Source organism: Streptomyces sp. NPDC058663 (genome assembly GCF_042716745.1).
GTDB lineage: Bacteria > Actinomycetota > Actinomycetes > Streptomycetales > Streptomycetaceae > Streptomyces.
Map to the genome: position 1 here is coordinate 127167 of NZ_JBHXRV010000010.1, position 19696 is coordinate 146862.

General features: G+C 74.2%; 15 protein-coding genes. 10 read left to right on the plus strand and 5 right to left on the minus strand.

Translation table 11 applies throughout. The annotated features are described in order from the left end of the window. Positions 1–195: 195 nt before the first annotated feature. Together ACFWVV_RS10015 and ACFWVV_RS10020 are read left to right on the plus strand one after the other, a co-directional pair. Positions 196–1710, plus strand: a complete 1515-nt coding sequence (locus ACFWVV_RS10015; protein ID WP_384348121.1) for a CoA transferase — start codon at positions 196–198, stop codon at positions 1708–1710. Between the two features lie 347 nt (positions 1711–2057). Then, complete coding sequence (locus tag ACFWVV_RS10020) at positions 2058–2690, plus strand: 4'-phosphopantetheinyl transferase family protein (RefSeq protein ID WP_384348118.1); 633 nt, start codon at positions 2058–2060, stop codon at positions 2688–2690. 103 nt (positions 2691–2793) lie between these two features. On the opposite strand, the gene ACFWVV_RS10025 is transcribed toward ACFWVV_RS10020, so the two are convergent. Further along, entirely contained in the window at positions 2794–3570 is a 777-nt protein-coding gene (locus ACFWVV_RS10025) for a GNAT family N-acetyltransferase (protein ID WP_384348115.1), read from the minus strand. A gap of 96 nt (positions 3571–3666) precedes the next feature. Between ACFWVV_RS10025 and cutA the strand changes: the two genes are divergently transcribed. The 3 genes from cutA (at position 3667) to ACFWVV_RS10040 (ending at position 5959) form a co-directional block, all read left to right on the plus strand. Beyond that, on the plus strand, positions 3667–3999 hold the full coding sequence (gene cutA, locus ACFWVV_RS10030) for a divalent-cation tolerance protein CutA (RefSeq protein ID WP_384348112.1): 333 nt from the start codon (positions 3667–3669) through the stop codon (positions 3997–3999). A 64-nt stretch (positions 4000–4063) separates the two neighbouring features. Beyond that, positions 4064–4585: a GNAT family N-acetyltransferase gene (locus ACFWVV_RS10035; RefSeq protein ID WP_384348109.1), complete on the plus strand. Its 522-nt coding sequence runs from the start codon at positions 4064–4066 to the stop codon at positions 4583–4585. A gap of 216 nt (positions 4586–4801) precedes the next feature. Further along, the gene (locus ACFWVV_RS10040; protein WP_384348106.1) at positions 4802–5959 is read left to right on the plus strand and encodes a PP2C family protein-serine/threonine phosphatase; all 1158 of its coding nucleotides are present in this window, start codon (positions 4802–4804) and stop codon (positions 5957–5959) included. Between the two features lie 6 nt (positions 5960–5965). On the opposite strand, the gene ACFWVV_RS10045 is transcribed toward ACFWVV_RS10040, so the two are convergent. Together ACFWVV_RS10045 and ACFWVV_RS10050 are read right to left on the minus strand one after the other, a co-directional pair. After that, positions 5966–6883 (minus strand): sirohydrochlorin chelatase, encoded by a 918-nt coding sequence (locus tag ACFWVV_RS10045; RefSeq protein WP_384348103.1) that lies wholly within the window; start codon positions 6881–6883, stop codon positions 5966–5968. Continuing rightward, positions 6880–8040, minus strand: coding sequence for a uroporphyrinogen-III synthase (locus ACFWVV_RS10050; protein ID WP_384348100.1), 1161 nt, complete (start codon positions 8038–8040; stop codon positions 6880–6882). Before ACFWVV_RS10050 ends, ACFWVV_RS10045 begins: the two co-directional genes overlap by 4 nt. A gap of 192 nt (positions 8041–8232) precedes the next feature. Here ACFWVV_RS10050 and ACFWVV_RS10055 point away from each other — a divergent pair, with 192 nt between their 5' ends. The 5 genes from ACFWVV_RS10055 to ACFWVV_RS10075 are packed head-to-tail and all read left to right on the plus strand — an operon-like array spanning position 8233 to position 16389. Beyond that, on the plus strand, positions 8233–10446 hold the full coding sequence (locus ACFWVV_RS10055) for a molybdopterin oxidoreductase family protein (RefSeq protein ID WP_384348097.1): 2214 nt from the start codon (positions 8233–8235) through the stop codon (positions 10444–10446). After that, complete coding sequence (locus tag ACFWVV_RS10060) at positions 10443–11876, plus strand: NAD(P)/FAD-dependent oxidoreductase (RefSeq protein WP_384348094.1); 1434 nt, start codon at positions 10443–10445, stop codon at positions 11874–11876. Before ACFWVV_RS10055 ends, ACFWVV_RS10060 begins: the two co-directional genes overlap by 4 nt. Before the next feature lie 53 nt (positions 11877–11929). Further along, positions 11930–14488, plus strand: coding sequence for a nitrite reductase large subunit NirB (nirB, locus tag ACFWVV_RS10065; protein ID WP_384348321.1), 2559 nt, complete (start codon positions 11930–11932; stop codon positions 14486–14488). Then, positions 14485–15000 (plus strand): nitrite reductase small subunit NirD, encoded by a 516-nt coding sequence (nirD, locus tag ACFWVV_RS10070; RefSeq protein WP_384348091.1) that lies wholly within the window; start codon positions 14485–14487, stop codon positions 14998–15000. Before nirB ends, nirD begins: the two co-directional genes overlap by 4 nt. 6 nt (positions 15001–15006) lie before the next feature. Continuing rightward, positions 15007–16389, plus strand: coding sequence for a nitrate/nitrite transporter (locus ACFWVV_RS10075; protein ID WP_384348089.1), 1383 nt, complete (start codon positions 15007–15009; stop codon positions 16387–16389). A 224-nt stretch (positions 16390–16613) separates the two neighbouring features. Here the strand turns inward: ACFWVV_RS10075 and ACFWVV_RS10080 are convergent, their stop codons facing one another. Then, positions 16614–17816, minus strand: a complete 1203-nt coding sequence (locus tag ACFWVV_RS10080; RefSeq protein WP_384348086.1) for a YihY/virulence factor BrkB family protein — start codon at positions 17814–17816, stop codon at positions 16614–16616. Positions 17817–17887: 71 nt separating this feature from the next. Then, positions 17888–19519 (minus strand): alpha/beta hydrolase, encoded by a 1632-nt coding sequence (locus ACFWVV_RS10085; RefSeq protein WP_384348083.1) that lies wholly within the window; start codon positions 19517–19519, stop codon positions 17888–17890. Positions 19520–19696: the final 177 nt, after the last annotated feature.

Consider the following 19696-nt stretch of genomic DNA (forward strand, 5'->3'; position numbering starts at 1 on the left):
CACCGCCGGCCCATCGGCTGAAGGGGCATGGCATGTGCGCCCGGTGCGCTGCGTACGCCCTGTGAGCGCACCCCGCTCGCCCCGGCCCGCACCCTCGCGCGCAAGGGGGCCGGTCGCAGCCGCCCGGCCACTGGCTCCTGATAACTGGCTCACACTTGCCGGTCCGCCGTGCCCCGGGTGTTGCATGCTGGCCCGATGACGAACAGCGAGGGTGGCGGCGCGTGCGACAGCGGTCGCGGAGGCGAGTGCGACGCGGCGACGGCGCAGGCCTGGGCCGCTCTCGGCGGGCCGCCCGAACTCGTGGCGAAGGTGGCGTACGAGCGGGACGCGGGTGACGTGCTGCCGGCCCGGTTGCCGGTGCGGCAGTTGGCGCGGGCCGCGGTGGGCGCCTGCTCGCTGGCCGCCGCCGAACTGGTGGCCGCACGCGGCGCCGCAGGGGTGCCGGCCGTGCGGATCTCGGAGGGGGCCGTCGCCACCGCCTTCCACAGTGAGCGCCTGCTGCGGATCGACGGCCGCGCCCCGGCCAACTTCGCTCCGCTGTCCGGCTTCTGGCGCACCGCCGACAGCTGGGTGCGCACCCACGCCAATTACCCGCACCACCGGGCCCGCCTGCTCACCGCCCTCGGCATCCCGGACGACGGCACGCGCGACGGCCACGCCCTCGCCGGCGTGCTCGCCGCCGAACTGGCGACGCGTACGGCACACCAGGTGCAGGAAGCGGTCTACGCGGCCGGCGGCCTGGCCGTGGCGCTGGCCCCGGCACCCGCTCGTACCCCTGACCCCACCTCCACACTCGCCCCCACCTCCACACCCGCCTCCGTAGGGTCGTCCGGTGCGGCGCCCGTGCTGCCGCTCGTGGAGCGCCGTTCCGGGCCGGCCGCCGGGGGCAGGCGGCTGCCGCAGGCGTCGCTTCCGGCAGCGGGCGTACGGGTCCTGGACCTGACGCGCGTACTCGCCGGGCCGGTGGCGGCGCGCACCCTCGCCCTGCTCGGCGCCGACGTACTGCGCGTCGACCCGCCCGGCCTCCGCGAGGACGCCGACACCCACACCGACACCGGCATGGGCAAACGCTCCACGCTCCTCGACCTCACCGCGCCCCACGACCGCGAGACCTTCGAGCGCCTGCTCGCCTCCGCCGACGTCGTCCTGTCCGGGTACCGCCCCGGTGCCCTGGACCGCCTCGGCCTGGCACCGGAGGCACTGCTGGAACGCCGCCCCGGACTGGTCGTGGCCCAGCTGTGTGCCTGGGGCTGGACCGGGCCGTGGTCGGCCAGGCGCGGCTTCGACAGCCTCGTACAGGTGGGGACGGGAATCGCGTCGATCGAGGGGGAGGGCCCGGGGGGACGGCCGGGAGCCCTGCCCGCCCAGGCGCTCGACCACGGCACGGGATACCTCGTCGCGGCCGGCGTGCTGCGGGCTTTGACGGTGCGTCAGGAGAGTGCGCAGGGTTGCCACTTGAGGTACTCGCTCGCGGGTACGGCGTCCTGGCTCATGCACGGGCTGCGGGCGGACCCGCGCCCTGGACCCGGCTCCGGCAGCGGTCGTGGCAGCGGTCGCGGCGGCTACGAGGCCAAGCGCTGGATGGCCACCGCCGAGTCCCCGTACGGCACCCTCGACCACGCCCTGCCGCCCGTCGGCTACCAAGGCGCCCCTCGCAACTGGAGCCGCTCGGTGAGCGAGTGGGGTACGGACCGGCCGGAATGGCTATGAAGTGGGGAGGGGGTCGCGTCGCGCGAGTGAGGCACCCTTCCCCGCGCCGGGACGGCTGCCCGAGCTGCACGCGGGACGGCTGCCCGAGCCGCACGCGGGACGGCACCCACTAAAGTGTGCGGTTGGTTCGTACGGCTCCGCCGCGAGCGCGGCAGCCGTCCGCCGCCGCGCGTCGTCCGAGCCCCGACCGATCGACCAGAGAGGCCCGCCCGATGCCGCCCGTACCTCCCGGAGCCCGCCCCGCGCAGCACGAGGACGGACCCGCCGAGGCAGGAAGGCCCCACGCCGTGCCGCGCACACTGCGCCCCGGCCCGTTCACGGGAAGCCTTGTACGTCCTCAAGCAGGCGTGGAGATCTGGCAGTTGGGCATCGCCGAGTACGGTGCAGGAACTCCCGAAGGATCCCTGGAACTGCTCGACGCCACCGAACGCCAGCGGCACGCCGACTTCCGCAGGCCCGTCGACCGGGAGCGCTACGCCGCCGCCCACATCGGCCTGCGCCATCTGCTCGGCGCGTACCTCGGCCAGGCACCCGCCGACGTCGTCCTGGACCGCGAGCCCTGTCCGCTCTGCCCCGAACCGCACGGCCGCCCCTGCGTCCCCGGCTCGGACCTCCACTTCTCCCTCTCGCACAGCGGCGACCTGGTACTCCTCGCCTTCGCGCCGACCCCCGTGGGCATCGACGTCGAACTCCTCACCGACACCGGCCAGGCGGACGAGGTGGCCGGCGTCCTGCACCCCCGCGAGCGCGCCGAACTCGCCGCCCTCGCCTCGGACGACGCCGCCCGGCTGGCCGCGTTCGGCCGGTGCTGGTGCCGCAAGGAGGCCTACCTCAAGGGGACCGGAACGGGCCTGGCCGTCCCCCTCGACGCCACCTATGTCGGGGCCGGCGTGCGACCGGGCGACGTCCCCGGCTGGCGGCTCACCGACGTCGCGGTCCGCGAGGGATACGCGGCGGCCCTCGCCACCGCGAACCCGTAGCCGGAACGCGGTGCGCGCCTGCCCGCTCGAACCCGTAGCGGGAACGCGGCAGACCCCGCCACCGCCGGAACCCCGCCACCGCCACCCCGCGGCCCCGGCCCGCTCAGTCGTGAGCGGCGGCCGGCGGATCCGTCGCCAGCCGGGCGTGCAGGTGTTCGTCGTGGTATCGGCCGTCGCCGAACCGGTACGAGGCGCGCAGGACGCCCTCCAGGGTGAAGCCGCAGCGCCGCGCGACCCGGCAGGAGGCCGAGTTCTCGACGGCGTGCGCGAGTCCGATCCGGCGGACCCCCGCGGTGCGGAACGCCCAGTCGGCCGCGGCGGTGGTCGCCCGCGCGGCCAGGCCCCGCCCCCGCGCGAGCGGCAGCAGCCAGTAGCCGATCATCGCCACGCCCTGCGTACGGTCGGTCCAGCGGACGGTGAGGGCGCCCAGCAGCCCGGGGGCCACGTCCTCGGCGCCGGGGCACCCGGCGTTGTCCTCCAGGGCGAAGGTGGCGACGTTTCCGTTCGCCCAGCCGTCGGCCCGGTATTCGATCCACTTCTTCGCGGCAGCGAGGTCGGTGGCCGGGAAGGGGTTCCACATGGCGGTCTGCGGGTCCGTGGCAGCGGTGACCAGGCCCTCCAGCGTGGTCGGCGTACCGAGGTCCTCCCGGCTCCACGGCCGCAGCACGACCTGCTCGTCGAGTACGAGGGTGGTGCGGACGAAGTCCTGGGGTGCCGGGGCGTAATCCGCCGCGGAGGCGCCGGCGAAGGCGGGGGTACCGGGGGCCGACGTACCGGCGGAGGCGGGTGTACAGGCAGGGGCGGGCGTACGGGAAGGGGCGGGCGCACCGGCGGACGCGGGCGCGGCGGACGAGAGGGCGGCGGACGGCGGAGTGCTCATGGCGCCTCTTTCTACCGGGTTCCCGCCGCCCGCCGCCAGGCGATTTGGCGGTGGCGCCGCTGGCCTGGCCGGCAGGCGCGTACGTACCCTCGCGCCATGACGACGACCAGGCCCGCACACGCCGTACTGACCACGACCACCGACACCGAGGCCAAGGCCCAGGCGCTGGCCGGTGAGGTGATCGGCGAGCGGCTTGCCGCCTGCGCGCAGGTGTACCCGGTCTCCTCGGTGTACCGGTGGCAGGGAGAGGTCGTGCGCGCGCAGGAGTGGCGCGTCGACCTCAAGACGCGCGGCGACCTCGTGGAGCGCCTCACCGCACGCATCGGCGAGCTGCACGACTACGACACCCCCGAGATCGTCGCCGTACCCGTCACGGCGGGCAGCCCCGACTACCTGGAGTGGGTGTCGGCGCAGACGGCCCGGGAATGAGCGCCGACCGAGGACGGGTGGGGGCCCGCCGCACGGCGCGGGGCGGCCGGGTGATCATGCTTTTATGACCGATCACCTCACCGCGGTACGCCTGCCGCAGTACGACCCGGCCGACCAGACCCGCATACTCGGCGACCAGCCCGATCCCTTCGGTGTCGCGGACACCGGCCTGACGTGGGCCCCGAAACAGGAACACTTCGGCCTGGTGCGGCCCGACGGCCGTCTCGTCGCCCACGCCGGCCTGCTGAAGCGGCCCCTCTCGATCGGCGGCCTCGACCACGAGGTGGTGGGCGTGGGCGGGGTGGCCGTCGCCCCCGACGTACGGGGCCGGGGCCTGGCACGGCGGGTCGTCGGCGCCGCGCTGGAACACGCGCGGACGATGGGCCCCGAGCGGGCGATCCTCTTCTGCCGGCCGCCCCTCGTCCCGCTGTACGAGAAGCTCGGCTGGCGGGCCGTCGGCCGCGAGGTCCACGTGGAGCAGCCGCAGGGCCCCGCTCTCATGCCCCTGCCCACCATGTGGCATCCGCTGCGCGGCGACGAGGAGTGGCCGCCGGGCGAGGTCCGGCTGCTCGCCCGTCCCATGTGACCTCCTGACCGCGTGGGAGCGCGGGGGGAACCCCGTACGGCCGGCCGCGAAGCTGTGCGGGGAGCCGGGCTTCCTGCCCTCGCGGCCGGGGCCGGGCCTCCAGGGGCGGCGGGCCCAAGGTCCCGGCGCGTGGAGCCGTAAGACCCGTGCGGCCTCGGGCGGTGGAAGAGAGTATGGAACTCCCGACCGTCGTCCAGCCGTCCTGGGGCTCCTGGCATGCCTTCGCGTTTCTCCAGTCCCGCCTTCGCCGACCCGGGTGATCCGACCGGGGTGCACCGGTGGCCGTTGATCCTGCCCGCGGCGGTATGGATCCTGGCCGTCCTCGCGCAGCTGTTCACCAGCGACAGTCTCCGGTTCAGCCCCGTACTCGCCGCGGTGCCCCCACTCGTGGCACTCGCGTACGGCCCGCGGGCCGTGCTCGTGTCCGGGGTGCTGGCGTGGCTCTCCCAGCTCGGGTTCCTGTGGCTCGACCCGCCGGCCCAGGTCAGTTTCGGCCCGCTGACCACCGGGATCGGCATGGCCGGGGTGACCGCAGCCAGTGTCCTGGGATGCGTGACCCGACGGCGCGGCGAGGAACGCATCCAGCACATGCGCTCCCTGGCGGGCGGTGTGCAGCGGGCGCTGCTGAGACCGATTCCGCCGCGGATCGGTGGTTACCGGGTGTCCGGCTTCTACCAGGCGGCCGAGCACGACGCCCGTGTCGGCGGCGACTTCTACGAGGCGCTGGAGACCCCGTACGGCCTGCGCGTCGTCCTCGGTGACGTAGCGGGCAAGGGACTCGCGGCGGTCGACGCGACCGTGACGCTGCTGGGGGCGTTCCGCGAGGCCGCCGAACGGGAGGAGGACCCGGCGGCGATCGCCCAGTGGATGGACCGCTCGCTCGCCCGCCGCCAGCAGGCCACCGGCGACCACCGGTACGCGACCGCGCTCATCGTGGAGGCACACCCCGGCGGTCTGCTCCGGTTCGTCAACTGCGGCCACGTACTGCCCTGGCAGGTGGACCGGGACGGAGCCCGGGAACTGCCGCTGCCGCCGGGAGCGCTGCTCGGTCTCTTCAGCCACCTGCTCACCGGGCCGCTCAGGACGGTCACCCGCACCCTCCCGCCGGGCGCCTCGCTGCTCACGGTCACCGACGGCGTGACCGAGGCACGCGACGACGCGAGGAAGTTCTACGACCCCGGGCGGACGCTGCACGCCCAGGGCCTCGGCGCCTGCCCGACGGCGGTCAGGGACGCCGTCCTGACCGGCCTCGCCCACCACACCCGCGGCAGCCTCGGCGACGACGCCGCGGCACTGGTGCTCGCGAGGGACGACGGGGACGGGGACGGGGACGGGAAGAGCGACGGGAGTGGCCAGACAGATGGGAGCGGGTAGCGCGCGTCAGCCGGCGGCGGCTTCGTCGTAGCGTGCCAGGACCAGCCTGGCCACGGCTTCGTGCGCCCCGAGCGGCGCCGAGACGACCGACTTTACCCATACTTGGGACTCAGTCCCTTCAGTCCCTTCGGGGTCCGTACCGGCCCCTGGCCTGCTCTTTTGGACTGTTTCCCCGGTCCCTGTCCCGGTCCCTGTCCCAGTCCCTCGCCCCGTCCCCGTCTCGGGTCCCCGTGCGGCAGCCGCCGCCTTGCGGGCGAAGTGGCCCGGGGTCATCAGATAGCTCGACACCGTCACCTCGCGGTGGCCCGCCGCGCGCAGCGCCGCGACCGCCTCGGCCGGTGTGGGGGAGCCGCCGCACAGGTACGACGGGACGGCCGGCCGGCCGAGGTGCTCGGTCAGCAGGCCCGCCATCGCCGCGGTGTCCCGCTGCGACCTCGGATCCGACGACCCCGCCGAGGCCAGCACGACCGGGCCGCGGGAAGGCGCCCTGGCCTGGCTCAGCCGGTCGGCGAGCGCGTGCGCGAGCAGCGGGTCCGGGCCGAGCGCACCCGCGATCCGTGCCCTGACCTGCGGGGCATCGGCCAGCGCCGCGGGAATGTCGGCCCGGATGTGGAACCCGGTGCCGAGCAGGAGCGGTACGAGGACGACCTCGCCGGAGAGCCGGGCGAGGACCTCCGCGAGGGCGGGGCGTACCACGTCGACGTACGCCAGCTGCACGCGGAGCCCCGGCCGCAGCTCCCGCACCAGGCCGAGGAGCGCCTCGGTGGCGGCGGTGCCCTCGGGGTCGCGGGTGCCGTGCGCGACGGCCAGCAGGGGCGGTGCCGGGAGTGCCGTACGGGGGAGGGGTGCCGGTGCGGTCGCCGTGCTCACCGGGACCGCGAGCAGGCGGCGCCCCGCTCCGCCACCGTACGGATGGGCGCTCACCGGGGGTCCACCTCCAGCCGGTAGCCCCGCTTCGTCACGGTGCGGATCAGCGGGGCGTACGGACCCAGGGCCGACCGCAGCCTGGCGACCGCCGCCTCCACCGTGTGCTCGTCCGTCGGGCGGGGGGCCTCGGGGTCCGGGGTCCAGGCCCTGCGCAGGAGTTCGGCCCTGCTCAGTACGGTGCCGGGGCGTTCCGCCAGGGCGCGCAGGACGGCGGCGGGCAGCGGGGTGAGGTGGACGGTGCCGGACGGGCCGGTCACCGCCGTACCCTGGAGGGCCAACGTACCGCCCTGATACGGGAGTTCTCGGCGGTGGCGGGCGGGGAGCTGCTGGTCGAGGGTGCGGACCAGGGAGCCGAGCCGGCCGCGTTCGGGCCAGACGCACGGCACGTCCGCCGCGAGCAGCGGGCGGGCGCACACCGGGCCTATGCAGGCCGCCAGGACGTCCGTGCGCAGCACGGCGAGCAGGTCCTCGCGGCGGCCCGTCTCCTCGGCCGCACCCAGGAGCGCCTCGATCGCCGGAGCGCTGGTGAAGGGCAGCGCGTGCACCTCGCCCCGTACCGTCGCCTCGACCAGCCGCTGCACCGCGTCCGGGTCGGCGGCCGGGCCCCACCGGTAGACCGGCACCTCCACGACCTCCGCGCCGCGTGCGCGCAGGGCGGCGGTGAACTCCGGGAGCGTGGCCCCGTGTTCCTGCACCGCGATCCGCCGGCCGTCCAGGTCCCTGGCCAGCAGCCAGGCCAGCATCTCGTCGACGGCCTCCGACTCGGGGGCGTAGCTCTCCCGCAGCCCGGACGCCCGGATCGCGCCGGTCGCCTTCGAGCCCCGGCTGATCACCGTCGCCGCCCGGCAGGCGTCGACGAGGCTGCCCCCTGTGCCCCATCCCTCGGCCGCGCTCATCCAGCCGCGCCAGCCCACCCCGGTGGTCGCCACCACGTAGTCCAGTGGCGCCGCCAGACACTCCTCGGTCGCGCGCCGTACGCGTGCGTCGTCGTCCAGGGGCACGATCCGCAGGGCGGGCGCGGAGATGATCCGTGCGCCGCGGCGGCTGAGCAGGGTTTCCAGCTCGTCGCGGCGGCGGTCGGCGGTCACGCCCACCGTCAGGCCTACGAGGGGGCCCTCCGGCGGGACTTCGGTGGCGGGCGCTGCTGCTGTCATGCGCCGACACTGGCCGAACGTTGTTAAGCCGCTGTTACGGATGCGTCTCACCGAAGTGAGAGTGAAGCCCGCTTGCGATACGGGCGTGTGTCCTGCGCCTCGCACGCCGACCTGCGGGAAGTGAGCGATACGTACCGTCCGCGCAACGCGAGGGATGCGGGCGCGTAACGGCGCACGGCCACGGTAGGACCCATGAACGCGACCCCGACAACGCTCCCGGTGGTCCCGGCGGCCCTCACCGGCGGCCCGGCCCCCGCCCTCGTCGACACCCACTGCCCGTACTGCTCCCTCCAGTGCGGGATGCGGCTGCGCGCCACCGGCGACGCCGCAGGCCCGGTGGAGATCGCCGAGCGCCCCGGCTTCCCGGTGAACCGGGGAGCCCTGTGCGGCAAGGGCCACAGCGCGGCCGCCGTCCTCGCACCCGGTGTCCGGCTCACCACCCCACTCGTACGGGACGAGAAGGGCGGGGAGCTGCGTGAGGCCGGCTGGGAGGAGGCCCTGGACCGGGTCGCGGCGGCCTTCCGCACGACGGCCACCCGGTACGGGCGGGACGCGGTCGGCGTGTTCGGCGGCGGCGGGCTCACCAACGAGAAGGCCTATCTGCTCGGCAAGTTCGCCCGCGTCGCCCTGCGCACCGCGCACATCGACTACAACGGCCGCTTCTGCATGTCCTCGGCGGCCGCCGCGCACAAGGCCGCCTTCGGCCTCGACCGCGGTCTGCCCTTCCCGCTGGAGGACGTGGCGCGCACCGGCTGCGTGATCCTCGTCGGCAGCAACATGGCCGACACGATGCCGCCCGCCGTGCGCCACCTGCGTGAGCTGCGCGAGGGCGGCGGCCGGCTGATCGTCGTCGACCCGCGCCGCACCAGGACCGCCGAACTCGCCGACCTCCACCTGGCTCCGATGCCGGGCACCGACCTGGCGCTCGCGCTGGGGCTGCTGCACCTGGTGATCGCCGGCGGGCACGTCGACGAGGAGTTCGTCGCCTCCCGCACGAACGGTTACGAGGCGGCCAGGGCGGCGGCCATGGAGCACTGGCCGGAGCGGGTGGAGTCGCTGACCGGGGTGCCGGTCGCCCAGCTGCGGCAGGTCGTCGAGCTGTTCACGGCCGCAGGCACCGGCATGGTGCTCACCGCACGCGGCCCCGAGCAGCAGAGCAAGGGCGTCGACACGGTCGGTGCGTGGATCAACCTGTGCCTGGCCACCGGGCGGGCCGGGCGTCCGCTGTCCGGCTACGGCTGTCTCACCGGCCAGGGCAACGGCCAGGGTGGCCGCGAGCACGGGCAGAAGGCCGACCAGCTGCCCGGATACCGGTCCATCACCGACCCGGCGGCCCGCGCCCACGTCGCGCGGGTGTGGGGCGTCGACCCCGCGGATCTGCCGGGCCCCGGCGTCTCCGCGTACGAACTCCTCGACGCGCTCGGCACCGAGGGCGGGGTCCGCTCCCTGTTCCTGATGGGCTCCAACCCGGTCGTCTCCGCACCGAACGCCCGGCACATCACCGAACGCATCCGCTCCCTGGACACGCTGGTCGTCTGCGACGTGGTCCTCTCCGAGACCGCCGCACTGGCCGATGTCGTCCTGCCGTCGGCCCAGTGGGCGGAGGAGACCGGCACGATGACCAACCTGGAGGGCCGCGTCATCCTGCGCGGCGCGGCGCTGCGGCCCCCCGGCCAGGTCCGCACCGACCTGCACATCCTGCACGAGCTCGCGGCCAGGCTCGGGCACGAGAAGGGCTTCTCGTACGACCCCGAGGAGGTCTTCGCGGAGCTGCGCGAGGCGTCGGCGGGCGGTCAGGCGGACTACTCGGGGATCAGCTACGAGCGGATCAGGGCGGAGGACGGCGTCTTCTGGCCGTGCCCGGCGGGGGAGGACCAGGGTCCGGGCGAGGGCGCGGGTGGCCCGCACCCCGGCCCGGGTGGACCCCACCCCGGCCCGGGTGGACCCCACCCCGGCACGCCCCGCCTCTTCCTCGACCGGTTCGCCACTCCCGACGGGCGGGCCCGGTTCGCCGACGTCTCGCACCGGCCCGCCGCCGAGGAGCCGGACGGCGACTACCCCCTGCACCTCACCACCGGGCGGGTCCTCGCCCAGTACCAGAGCGGCGCCCAGACCCGCCGCACCCCCGAGCTGAACGACGCGGCCCCAGGTCCCTTCGTCGAGCTGCACCCCCGGCTGGCGGCCCGGATCGGCGTGGCGGAAGGGGAGCTGCTCACCGTGACGAGCAGGCGGGGGCGGGCCACCGCGCCCGCGCGGGTGAGCGGGGCGATCCGTCCCGACACGGTGTTCATGCCGTTCCACTGGGCGGGCGAGGGCCGTGCCAACTCCCTCACCAACGACGCGCTGGACCCCACGTCGCGGATGCCGGAGTTCAAGGTGTGCGCAGTGAAGGTGGAGAAGGCATGACGCCCCTGCGTGTGACCGTGATCGGCGCGGGCATGGCAGCCGCCCGCCTCGCCCGCCAGACCCTGTCCCAAGCCCCCGCGGGCGCAGCCGAGTTCACCCTGTACGGGCACGAGCCGTACGCCCCGTACAACAGGGCCCTCCTCGCCGGAGTGCTCGACGGCCGCTACACCCCGGACGCCCTGGCCCTCCCGGCCGGCGGAGCCGCCGTGGTGACGGGCACGGAGGTGGTGGCCGTGGACACGGCCGCCCGCACCCTGCGCACCGACACCGGGGAGAGCGCCGGGTACGACGTCCTGGTCCTGGCCACCGGGGCGAACCCGGTCCTGCCGCCGATCCGCCACCTGCACAGCACGGGAGACGCGGGGGGCGAGGAGAGTGGCCGGGAGGCGGCCGGGAGCGAGAAGTCCGGCCGGGAACTCAAGGACGGCGTGCACGCCTTCCGCTCCCTCGCCGACTGCGTACGCCTCGCCGAAGCGGCCAGGAGCGCCGAGCGGGCCGTCGTCATCGGCGGCGGGGTCCTCGGTGTCAGCGCCGCCCGCGCGCTCGCCGCCCTCGGCATCCCCGTCGAAATCGTCCACCAGGCACCGCATCTGATGGAACGTCACCTCGACGACGAGGCCGGAGCCACCGTACGGCGCGCCCTCGAAGGCATGGGCGCCGCCGTCTACACCGGCAACCGTGCCCGCGCCCTGCGCGGCGACACCGCCGTCACCGGCGTCGCCCTCGCGAGCGGCCACGTCCTCGACTGCGACCTGGTCGTCCTCGCCTGCGGGGTCCGCCCCCGCACGGGTCTCGCCCGCGCTGCCGGGATCGAGGTGCGGCGCGGCGTCGTCGTCGACGACACCCTCGCCACCTCGGCCCCCGGGGTGTACGCCATCGGTGACTGCACCGAACACCGGGGCGCCGTCCACGGGCTCACCGGGCCCGCCTGGGCGCAGGCCGACGTACTCGCCGCCCGCCTCTCGGGCGCCGACCCCCACGCCCTGTACACCGGGTCCGGTGTGCACGGGGTGGCCCGCCTCACCGCGGGAGCCCTCGAGATCGCCGCGTTCGGCGAGGTGGAGGACACCGACGGGGACGCCCTGCGGCTCGTCGACGGCACCCGCGGGGCCTACGGCTCGTACAAGAAGCTCGTGATGCGCGGCGACCGGCTCGTGGGCGCGATCCTCGTCGGCGACCTCGCCGCCGTGGGGGAGCTGACCCGCACCTACGAGCGCGGCGAGCCCCTCCCGTCGCGCCCCCTCGACCTCCTCACCCCTCTCGAAGCCGCGGCACTCGTCCCGGCCGCCCCGCCCGCACCACGCACACCCTCCGCGCCCCGCATGCCCTCCGCTCCACCTCCAGCCCCCGTCCCACCCACAGCCCCCGCACCACCCGCACCCCCCATAACCGCCCTGTCACTCGCACCAGCCGAAGGAGCCGTCCTGTGAAGGAATCGACGGACACAGAGACCCGCCGCCACCTGGTCCTCGTCGGCCACGGCATGGTCGGCCAGCGCTTCCTGGAGGCGTTCGCCGAGCGCGACGGCACCTCCGCCTGGCAGGTCACCGTACTGGCCGAGGAACCGCGCCCGGCCTACGACCGGGTCCACCTCACCTCCTGGTTCTCCGGCACCACCGCCGACGAACTCTCCATGTGGGACGCCGAGTTCGGCGACAAGTACCGCATCGACCTGCGGCTCGGCGACCCGGCCGAGGCGATCGACCGCGACGCCCGCACCGTCACCGCCCGCTCGGGAGAGGTCTTCCGGTACGACGCGCTGGTGCTGGCCACCGGCTCCTACCCCTTCGTGCCCCCGGTCCCAGGACACGACGCGGCCGGCTGCTTCGTCTACCGCACCATCGAGGACCTGGAGGCGATCAGGGCGGCCGCCGATCACGCCCGGATCGGTGCCGTCGTCGGCGGCGGGCTGCTCGGCCTGGAGGCCGCGGGCGCTCTGCGCGCGATGGGCCTGGACACGCACGTCGTCGAGTTCGCGCCGCGCCTGATGGCCCTCCAGGTCGACGAGGGCGGTGGCGCCGTGCTCCGGGACAAGATCCAGGAGCTGGGCGTCACCGTGCACACCGGCGCGGGCACCCAGACCGTCGAGACCGACGCCGAAGGCGCCGTCCGCGGCATGGTGCTCTCCAACGGCGCCACCCTCGACACCGACCTCGTCGTCTTCTCGGCCGGGGTGCGCCCCCGCGACCAGCTCGCCCGGGACTGCGGCCTGCCGGTCGGCGCGCGAGGCGGCATCGTCGTCGACGCCGCCTGCCGCACCGAGGACCCCGCCGTCTGGGCGATCGGCGAGTGTGCGCTCGCCGTCGACGGGCGGGTCTACGGACTGGTGGCCCCGGGGTACGCGATGGCCGAGACGGCCGCCACGCAAATCACCGCGGGTGCGGGTGAGTTCACCGGTGCCGACCTCTCCACCAAGCTCAAGCTCCTGGGCGTCGACGTCGCCAGCTTCGGCGACGCGCAGGGCACCACCGAGGGCTCCCTCGAAGTCCTTTACGCCAACAGCCGCGAGGGCGTCTACAAGAAGCTGGTCATCGGCACCGACGGCGCCCTCCTCGGCGGCGTCCTGGTCGGCGACACCGAGTCCTACGACCTGCTCCGCCCGCTCGCCCTCAACGGCGCCCCGCTCACCGCGCCCCCCGAGCAACTGGTGCTGCCCGCCTCGATCGGCGCCGCACCGGGCCCCATCGCACTCCCCGACGAAGCGGTGGTCTGCTCCTGCCACAACGTCACCAAGGGAGCGATCCGCGCCGCCGTCGCCGAGACCGGCTGCACGGACGTGCCCGCCGTCAAGAAGTGCACCCGCGCGGGCACCGGCTGCGGCTCCTGCGTGAAGCTGCTCGGCACCCTCGTCGCGGACGAACTCGCCGAGCAGGGCGTGGAGGTCTCCACCGGCCTGTGCGAGCACTTCGCGCACACCCGCGCCGAGATCTACGAGATCGTACGGGTCAAGCGCATCACCACCTTCGCCCAGCTCATCAGCGAACACGGACAGCCAGGACAGAGCGCCGGCGAGGGCTGCGAGATCTGCAAGCCGGTCGTCGGCTCCGTCCTCGCCTCCCTCAGCCCCGCACTCGGCGACTCCGTCTCCGGCCACATCCTGGACGGCGAACAGTCCGCCCTCCAGGACACCAACGACCACTTCCTCGCCAACCTCCAGCGCAACGGCTCCTACTCGGTCGTCCCGCGCATCCCCGGCGGCGAGGTGACCCCCGACGGCCTCATCACCATCGGGGAGATCGCCCGCGACTTCGGCCTCTACACCAAGATCACCGGCGGCCAGCGGATCGACATGTTCGGCGCTTCCGTCGACCAACTCCCCTCCATCTGGCGCCGCCTGGTCGACGCGGGTTTCGAGTCCGGTCACGCCTACGGAAAGTCGCTCCGCACGGTCAAGTCCTGCGTGGGCCAGACCTGGTGCCGGTACGGAGTGCAGGACTCGGTCGCCCTCGCCATCGAGCTCGAACTCCGCTACCGGGGCCTGCGCGCCCCCCACAAGCTCAAGTCGGCGGTCAGCGGCTGCGCCCGCGAGTGCGCCGAGGCACAGAGCAAGGACTTCGGCATCATCGCCACCTCGGCGGGCTGGAACCTCTACGTCGGCGGCAACGGCGGCATGACCCCGCGCCACGCCGACCTCCTGCTGGTCGACGCCGACCGCGACACCCTGCTGCGCACCATCGACCGCTTCCTGATGTTCTACGTCCGCACCGCCGACCGGCTGGAGCGCACCGCCCCCTGGATCGAGCGCATGGAAGGCGGCCTCGACCACCTGCGCGCCGTCATCGTCGACGACTCGCTGGGCATCTGCGCCGACCTGGACGACCTGATGAGCCGTCACATCACCTCGTACGAGGACGAATGGCGCGCCACCCTCGACAACCCGGAGCGCCTCGCCCGCTTCGTCTCCTTCGTCAACGCGCCCGGCACCCCGGACCCCACCATCCGCTTCGTGCCGGAACGCGACCAGATCCGCCCCGCTGACCCCGAGCCCACCGCCGCCGCACTGGTGGCAGGCCCGACCCTGGAAGTGAGGACCCTCGCATGAGCGCCACCGCCACCGAAACCGCCGAGTCCGCCGGGACGGCCGGGACGGCCGGGACGGCCGGGGCCACCGGGGCCACCGGGGCCACCGGGGCCACCGGGGTCGCCGTGGCCGCCGAGACCACCGGAGCTCCCGCGCGGACCGCCCCTCCTGTCATGGTCGAGGTGAACACGGGCGACGGCTGGACCACCGTCTGCCCGTACGACGTCCTGATCCCGGGCCGGGGCGTCGCCGCCCTGGTCGGCGACGAACAGATCGCCTTCTACCGGGACCGCTCCGGAACCGTCCACGCGGTGGGCAACCGCGACCCGTTCAGCGGCGCCCACGTCATCTCGCGCGGCCTCCTCGGCACCCGCGGCGGCGTCCCCGTCGTCCTGTCCCCGATGTACAAGCAGGCCTTCGACCTGCGTACCGGTGCCTGCCTCGACGAGGAGGAGGCCCCCGACGGCTCACCGGCGGCGCTGCCGGTCTGGCCCGTCCGCACCACCCACTCCCCTGTCGGCACTGGAAGTTAGGCGGCCATGACCACCTCAGTCCGCACCCCGCAGAATCCGCAGAACCCGCAGAACCCGCAGGCCCCGGCCCCCGGCAGGTCCCGCCCGGCCATCGAGGAGTGGCGGCCGGAGGACCCGGCGTTCTGGGCGGCCACCGGCGCGAAGATCGCCCGTCGCAACCTCCTCTTCTCCGTGTTCTCCGAGCACATCGGCTTCTCCGTCTGGAGCCTGTGGTCGGTGCTGGTGCTGTTCCTCGGCCCGGAGTACGGCATCGACCCGGCGGGCAAGTTCGTCCTCACGGCCGTGCCGACGCTCCTCGGCGCCGCCCTGCGCCTCCCGTACACCTTCGCCGTCGCGGTCTTCGGCGGGCGCAACTGGACCGTGATCAGCGCCCTCGCCCTCCTCCTCCCGGCCCTGCTGACGGCGTACGTCCTCGAACCGGGCGTCTCGTACAGCACCCTCCTGTGGGTGGCGGCCGTGGCGGGCATCGGCGGCGGCAACTTCGCGTCCTCGATGGCCAACATCAACGCCTTCTACCCCCAGCACCTCAAGGGCCGCGCGCTGGGCATCAACGCGGGCGGCGGCAACCTCGGCGTCCCCGCCGTACAGCTGCTCGGCCTGCTGGTCCTGGCCACGGCGGGCGCTTCGCACCCCCGCCTGGTCCCGCTGATCTACATCCCGCTGATCGTCATCGCCGCCGTCGCCGCCGCCCTGCGCATGGACAACCTGCCGGCCCTGCGCAACGACCGCGGTGCCCTGCGCGAGGCGGCCCGCGAACCGCACACCTGGGTGATGGCGCTCCTGTACATCGGCACCTTCGGTTCGTTCATCGGGTTCGGGTTCGCCTTCGGACAGGTGCTCCTGGTCCAGTTCCACGCCGACTTCCCGACGGCGGTCAGCGCCGCCTACCTCACCTTCCTCGGCCCACTCCTCGGCTCGCTCGTCCGCCCGGTGGGCGGGGCGCTCGCCGACCGCTGGGGCGGAGCGCGGGTCACCTTCTGGAACTTCGTGGCCATGGCGGCGGGCGCCCTCCTCGTCCTGCTGGCCTCGAAGTCCGGCTCGCTCCCGCTCTTCCTGACCGGGTTCGTCGCGCTCTTCGTCTTCAGCGGCGTCGGCAACGGCTCCACGTACAAGATGATCCCGAACATCTTCCACACCAAGGCGGCCGCCGACATGGCGGCCGGTGCGGATCCGGAGGAGGCGGCGGCCCGCTCCCGCCGCAGGTCGAGCGCCGTCATCGGTATCGCGGGCGCGGTCGGCGCACTGGGCGGAGTCCTCGTCAACATCGCCTTCCGCCAGTCCTTCCTCTCGGAGGGCACGGGCGACGCGGCCTACCTCGCCTTCCTCGCGTACTACGTGCTGTGCCTGGCGGTCACGTGGGCCGTCTACCTGAGGCGGCGCGCCGCGTAGGGGCGAGGGGCGGGGGCCCGGGCGGCACAGCCCCCCGCCGCACCGGTTACGCGCGGAGCCTCCTGCATGGGCGGCCCGCGCGTACCTGGGACAACCGGCCCCGGGCGGCCCGCGCGTACCTTGGACAACCGGCCCCGGGCCGCCCGCGCGTACCTGGGACAACCGGCCCCGGGCCACCCGCGCGTACCCGGGGCCACCGGCCCGGGCCGCCCGCGGGTATCCGGTCAGCTGCCGGTGGTGTTCCGCGTCCGGCCGGTGCCCCGGCCCCCGTCCTTCTCCCTGCCCTTTTCCCTGTCCTTCTCCTTGGCCCTCGCCCTGCGCAGCTTCACCGGCCACTTGCGGGTGTCACGCGGCTCCACGTACGGCTCCGCGTCGTCCGGCAGCCCACCGCTGATCGCCCGCTGCCTGGCCAGCTCCGCGTCGAACTCCAGACCCAGCAGAATCGCCAGGTTCGACAGCCACAGCCACACCAGGAAGATGATGGCGCCCGCGAGTGCGCCGTAGGTCTTGTTGTACGAGCCGAAGTTGGCCACGTACAGCGCGAAGCCGCCGGAGGCCGCCAGCCACAGCACCACGGCCAGCACACTGCCCGGGCTCACCCAGCGGAAGCCGCGCCCGCGCACGTTCGGTGCCGACCAGAACAGCAACGCGATCATCAGCACCACCAGCAACAGCAGCACCGGCCACTTCGCGATCGACCACACGGTCACCGCCTCGGACCCGAGACCGATCGTCTCGCCGGCCCACTCGGCCAGGGACCCGGTGAAGACCACGATGAGCGCACTGGCCGACAACAGCACCATCAGCAGCACGGTCAGGCCGATCCGCAGCGGCGTCACCTTCCACATCGGCCGCCCCTCGGGCATGTCGTAGATCGCGTTCGAGGTACGGATGAACGCGCCGACGTACCCGGACGCCGACCACAGCGCCGCGATCAGACCGACGATGGCGATGACGCCACTGGTGCCGCTGCTGCCCTGGAGCTGTTCCACGGCCTGGGTGAGGATGTCCTTGACGGCACCCGGCGCCAGCGACTGCACGTTGTCCAGCACGGTCTTGGTGGCGGACTCGCCGATCACCCCGAGCAACGAGACGAGCACGAGCATCGCCGGGAAGACGGAGAGCACCCCGTAGTACGTGAGCGAGGCCGCCCGGTCCGCCAGCTCGTCGTCCAGGAACTCCTTCCCGGTCCGCCGCAGAACGGCCCACCAGGAATGGGTCGGCAGATCGGTGGGACCGTCGGCGGCGGGCCCGTCCGGATCGTCCGGGGCGGTGTGGTTCGGTTGCTCCGGGACGGTGCGGTCCGGGCTCTCCTGGGCGGGGATCCGCTTGCTCCCCGGGGCGGTACGGTCCGGGCTCTCCCGGGTGGCGCGGTCCCGGTATTCCGGGGCGGTGCGGTCCGGGTTGTCGCTTCCACTGGCTGTCATGGCACGCGAGTACCCCCGAAGCCGGGCCCAACCCGGCCAGGACCGACTTGCCGGACCTCAACTGCCCGGCGCTACTTCGCGCAGGTGCGGTCCGTCGTCGGCAGCGTGCCGGAGGCCAGGTACTGGTTGACCCGGTCGTCCACACAGGCGTTGCCGTAACGCCCGTACAGACCATGCCGGTTGGCCCCCCGGAGCGTGACCAGCCGGGAGCTGGGCAGCTGCCGGTGCAGCTCGACGCTGCTCCGGTAGGTGGTGCGCGGGTCGCCGGTCGCTGCCACGATCAGCGCGGGGACGTCCCGCCGCACCTCGGTGGGCTTCTCGCGCGGCCGGTCCCAGAAGGCGCACGGGTTGATGTTGTGGGTCAGCGGCCCGAACAGCGGGTGTGCGGCGCGGCTGCGCCGGACGTCCAGCCAGTAGCGCGCGGGGTCGCGCGGGCCGGCGGCGTCCCCGCAGATGATCGCCATCTGCACGTCGGAGGGCTCGCCCTCGCCGCGCTGGACGTACCGCAGCGTGGCGGCGAACTGCGGGGACAGCGCGCGGGGCGCCGCCCCGCGCGCGGCCCTCGCCAGTACGGACAGCTGCTCGCCGAGGAACTCCCGGGTCGGATCGGTGTCGTCCGCCAGCGCAGTGAACAGCAGGACCGGCACCTGGGTGTCGTCGACCGCGAAGACGTCCGCGCCGGTGCCCACGCGCAACGGGCGGCGCGCGGAGGCCGCGACGACACGGTCGACGGTGGCCAGGACCTCGGCGCGGGTCCTGCCGAGACCGAGGGCGGCATGCCGGCCGGCCGCCCACGCGGCCCAGTCGGAGAGCGCCTGTTCGGACGCGCGCTCGGTGCCGCGCAACAGCCGGGCCCGGTAGTCGCCAGGCGCGAACGCGCCGTCCAGCACCACCCGGTCGTAGCGCCCGGGGAACATCTGCGTGTAGACCGTGCCCAGATGGGTCCCGTACGAGTAGCCGAGATAGGAGATCTTCCGCTCGCCGAGCGCACCGCGGATGACGTCCATGTCCCGGGCCGTGTTGCGGGTGGTGATGTACGGGAGGGCCGTACCGCCGGCGGCCCGGCACTTGTCGGCGAGACTCCTGTGCAGCGCCACCTGCCGGTCGAAGCCCGACCGCGAGGAACCGGCCGAGAACCACGCGACCCCGACCGGCCAGCCGCAGTTCAGGCGGGTGCTGCGCCCGGTGAACCGCGGGTCGAAGCCGACGATGTCGTACCGCGCCCCGACCTCCTTCATCGCCTTGCGCACGGCAGGCGGCGACTGGACCGCGCCTCCGCCGGGGCCGCCGTTGTTCAGCAGGAGCGAGCCGATGCGGTGGCGGGTGTCGGTGGCCTTCAGCCGGGACACCGCGACGGTGAGGGTGCGTCCCCGGGGGTCGGCGTAGTCCAGCGGAACGGTCACGTCCGCGCACTGCACCCCGGCCTTGTCCAGCTCGCGCCCCATCGCGTCGCCCGGTCCCTCGGCGCAGCTTCCCCACCCGAGGCGCTGCTGGTGGAACCGGTCGAGCCCGCCTCCGTGGCCGGCCCGGGAGCTCGCTCCGGCGCTCCCCGGGGGACCGGCTGCGGCGGCCGGGGCCGGTGCGGGTGAGCCGGTCAGACAGAGGGTGAGAGCGAGACCCGCGGCGGCAGCCGACGACGCTCCCAGCGCCGCTCGCTGGGGCGCATCCCGTACATCCCGCACTTGTTCGTCATGTGATCGCATGCCCCGAGGCTAGGAACCACCCCCGGCCCGGCACATCGCCCCCGCGCACGAGGACCCAGGTCCCCCCCCGATTCCCGCTCCGGGCCCGGGGCCCTCCCCGGTACACCGACGTACCCGGCGCACCCACGACACCTTCCGCACCTCCCGCCCTTCCGATAACTTCCCCACCAGGAGGTG

Bases quoted from the DNA above. Each gene is read 5' to 3' on its own strand.
- ACFWVV_RS10075 (WP_384348089.1), top strand. From the start codon at position 15,007: ATGACCACCTCAGTCCGCACCCCGCAGAATCCGCAGAACCCGCAGAAC.
- ACFWVV_RS10025 (WP_384348115.1), bottom strand. From the start codon at position 3,570: ATGAGCACTCCGCCGTCCGCCGCCCTCTCGTCCGCCGCGCCCGCGTCC.
- ACFWVV_RS10040 (WP_384348106.1), top strand. From the start codon at position 4,802: ATGCCTTCGCGTTTCTCCAGTCCCGCCTTCGCCGACCCGGGTGATCCG.
- ACFWVV_RS10050 (WP_384348100.1), bottom strand. From the start codon at position 8,040: ATGACAGCAGCAGCGCCCGCCACCGAAGTCCCGCCGGAGGGCCCCCTC.
- ACFWVV_RS10085 (WP_384348083.1), bottom strand. From the start codon at position 19,519: ATGCGATCACATGACGAACAAGTGCGGGATGTACGGGATGCGCCCCAG.
- nirB (WP_384348321.1), top strand. From the start codon at position 11,930: ATGGTCGGCCAGCGCTTCCTGGAGGCGTTCGCCGAGCGCGACGGCACC.
- ACFWVV_RS10055 (WP_384348097.1), top strand. From the start codon at position 8,233: ATGAACGCGACCCCGACAACGCTCCCGGTGGTCCCGGCGGCCCTCACC.
- ACFWVV_RS10060 (WP_384348094.1), top strand. From the start codon at position 10,443: ATGACGCCCCTGCGTGTGACCGTGATCGGCGCGGGCATGGCAGCCGCC.
- ACFWVV_RS10035 (WP_384348109.1), top strand. From the start codon at position 4,064: ATGACCGATCACCTCACCGCGGTACGCCTGCCGCAGTACGACCCGGCC.
- nirD (WP_384348091.1), top strand. From the start codon at position 14,485: ATGAGCGCCACCGCCACCGAAACCGCCGAGTCCGCCGGGACGGCCGGG.
- cutA (WP_384348112.1), top strand. From the start codon at position 3,667: ATGACGACGACCAGGCCCGCACACGCCGTACTGACCACGACCACCGAC.
- ACFWVV_RS10015 (WP_384348121.1), top strand. From the start codon at position 196: ATGACGAACAGCGAGGGTGGCGGCGCGTGCGACAGCGGTCGCGGAGGC.
- ACFWVV_RS10080 (WP_384348086.1), bottom strand. From the start codon at position 17,816: ATGACAGCCAGTGGAAGCGACAACCCGGACCGCACCGCCCCGGAATAC.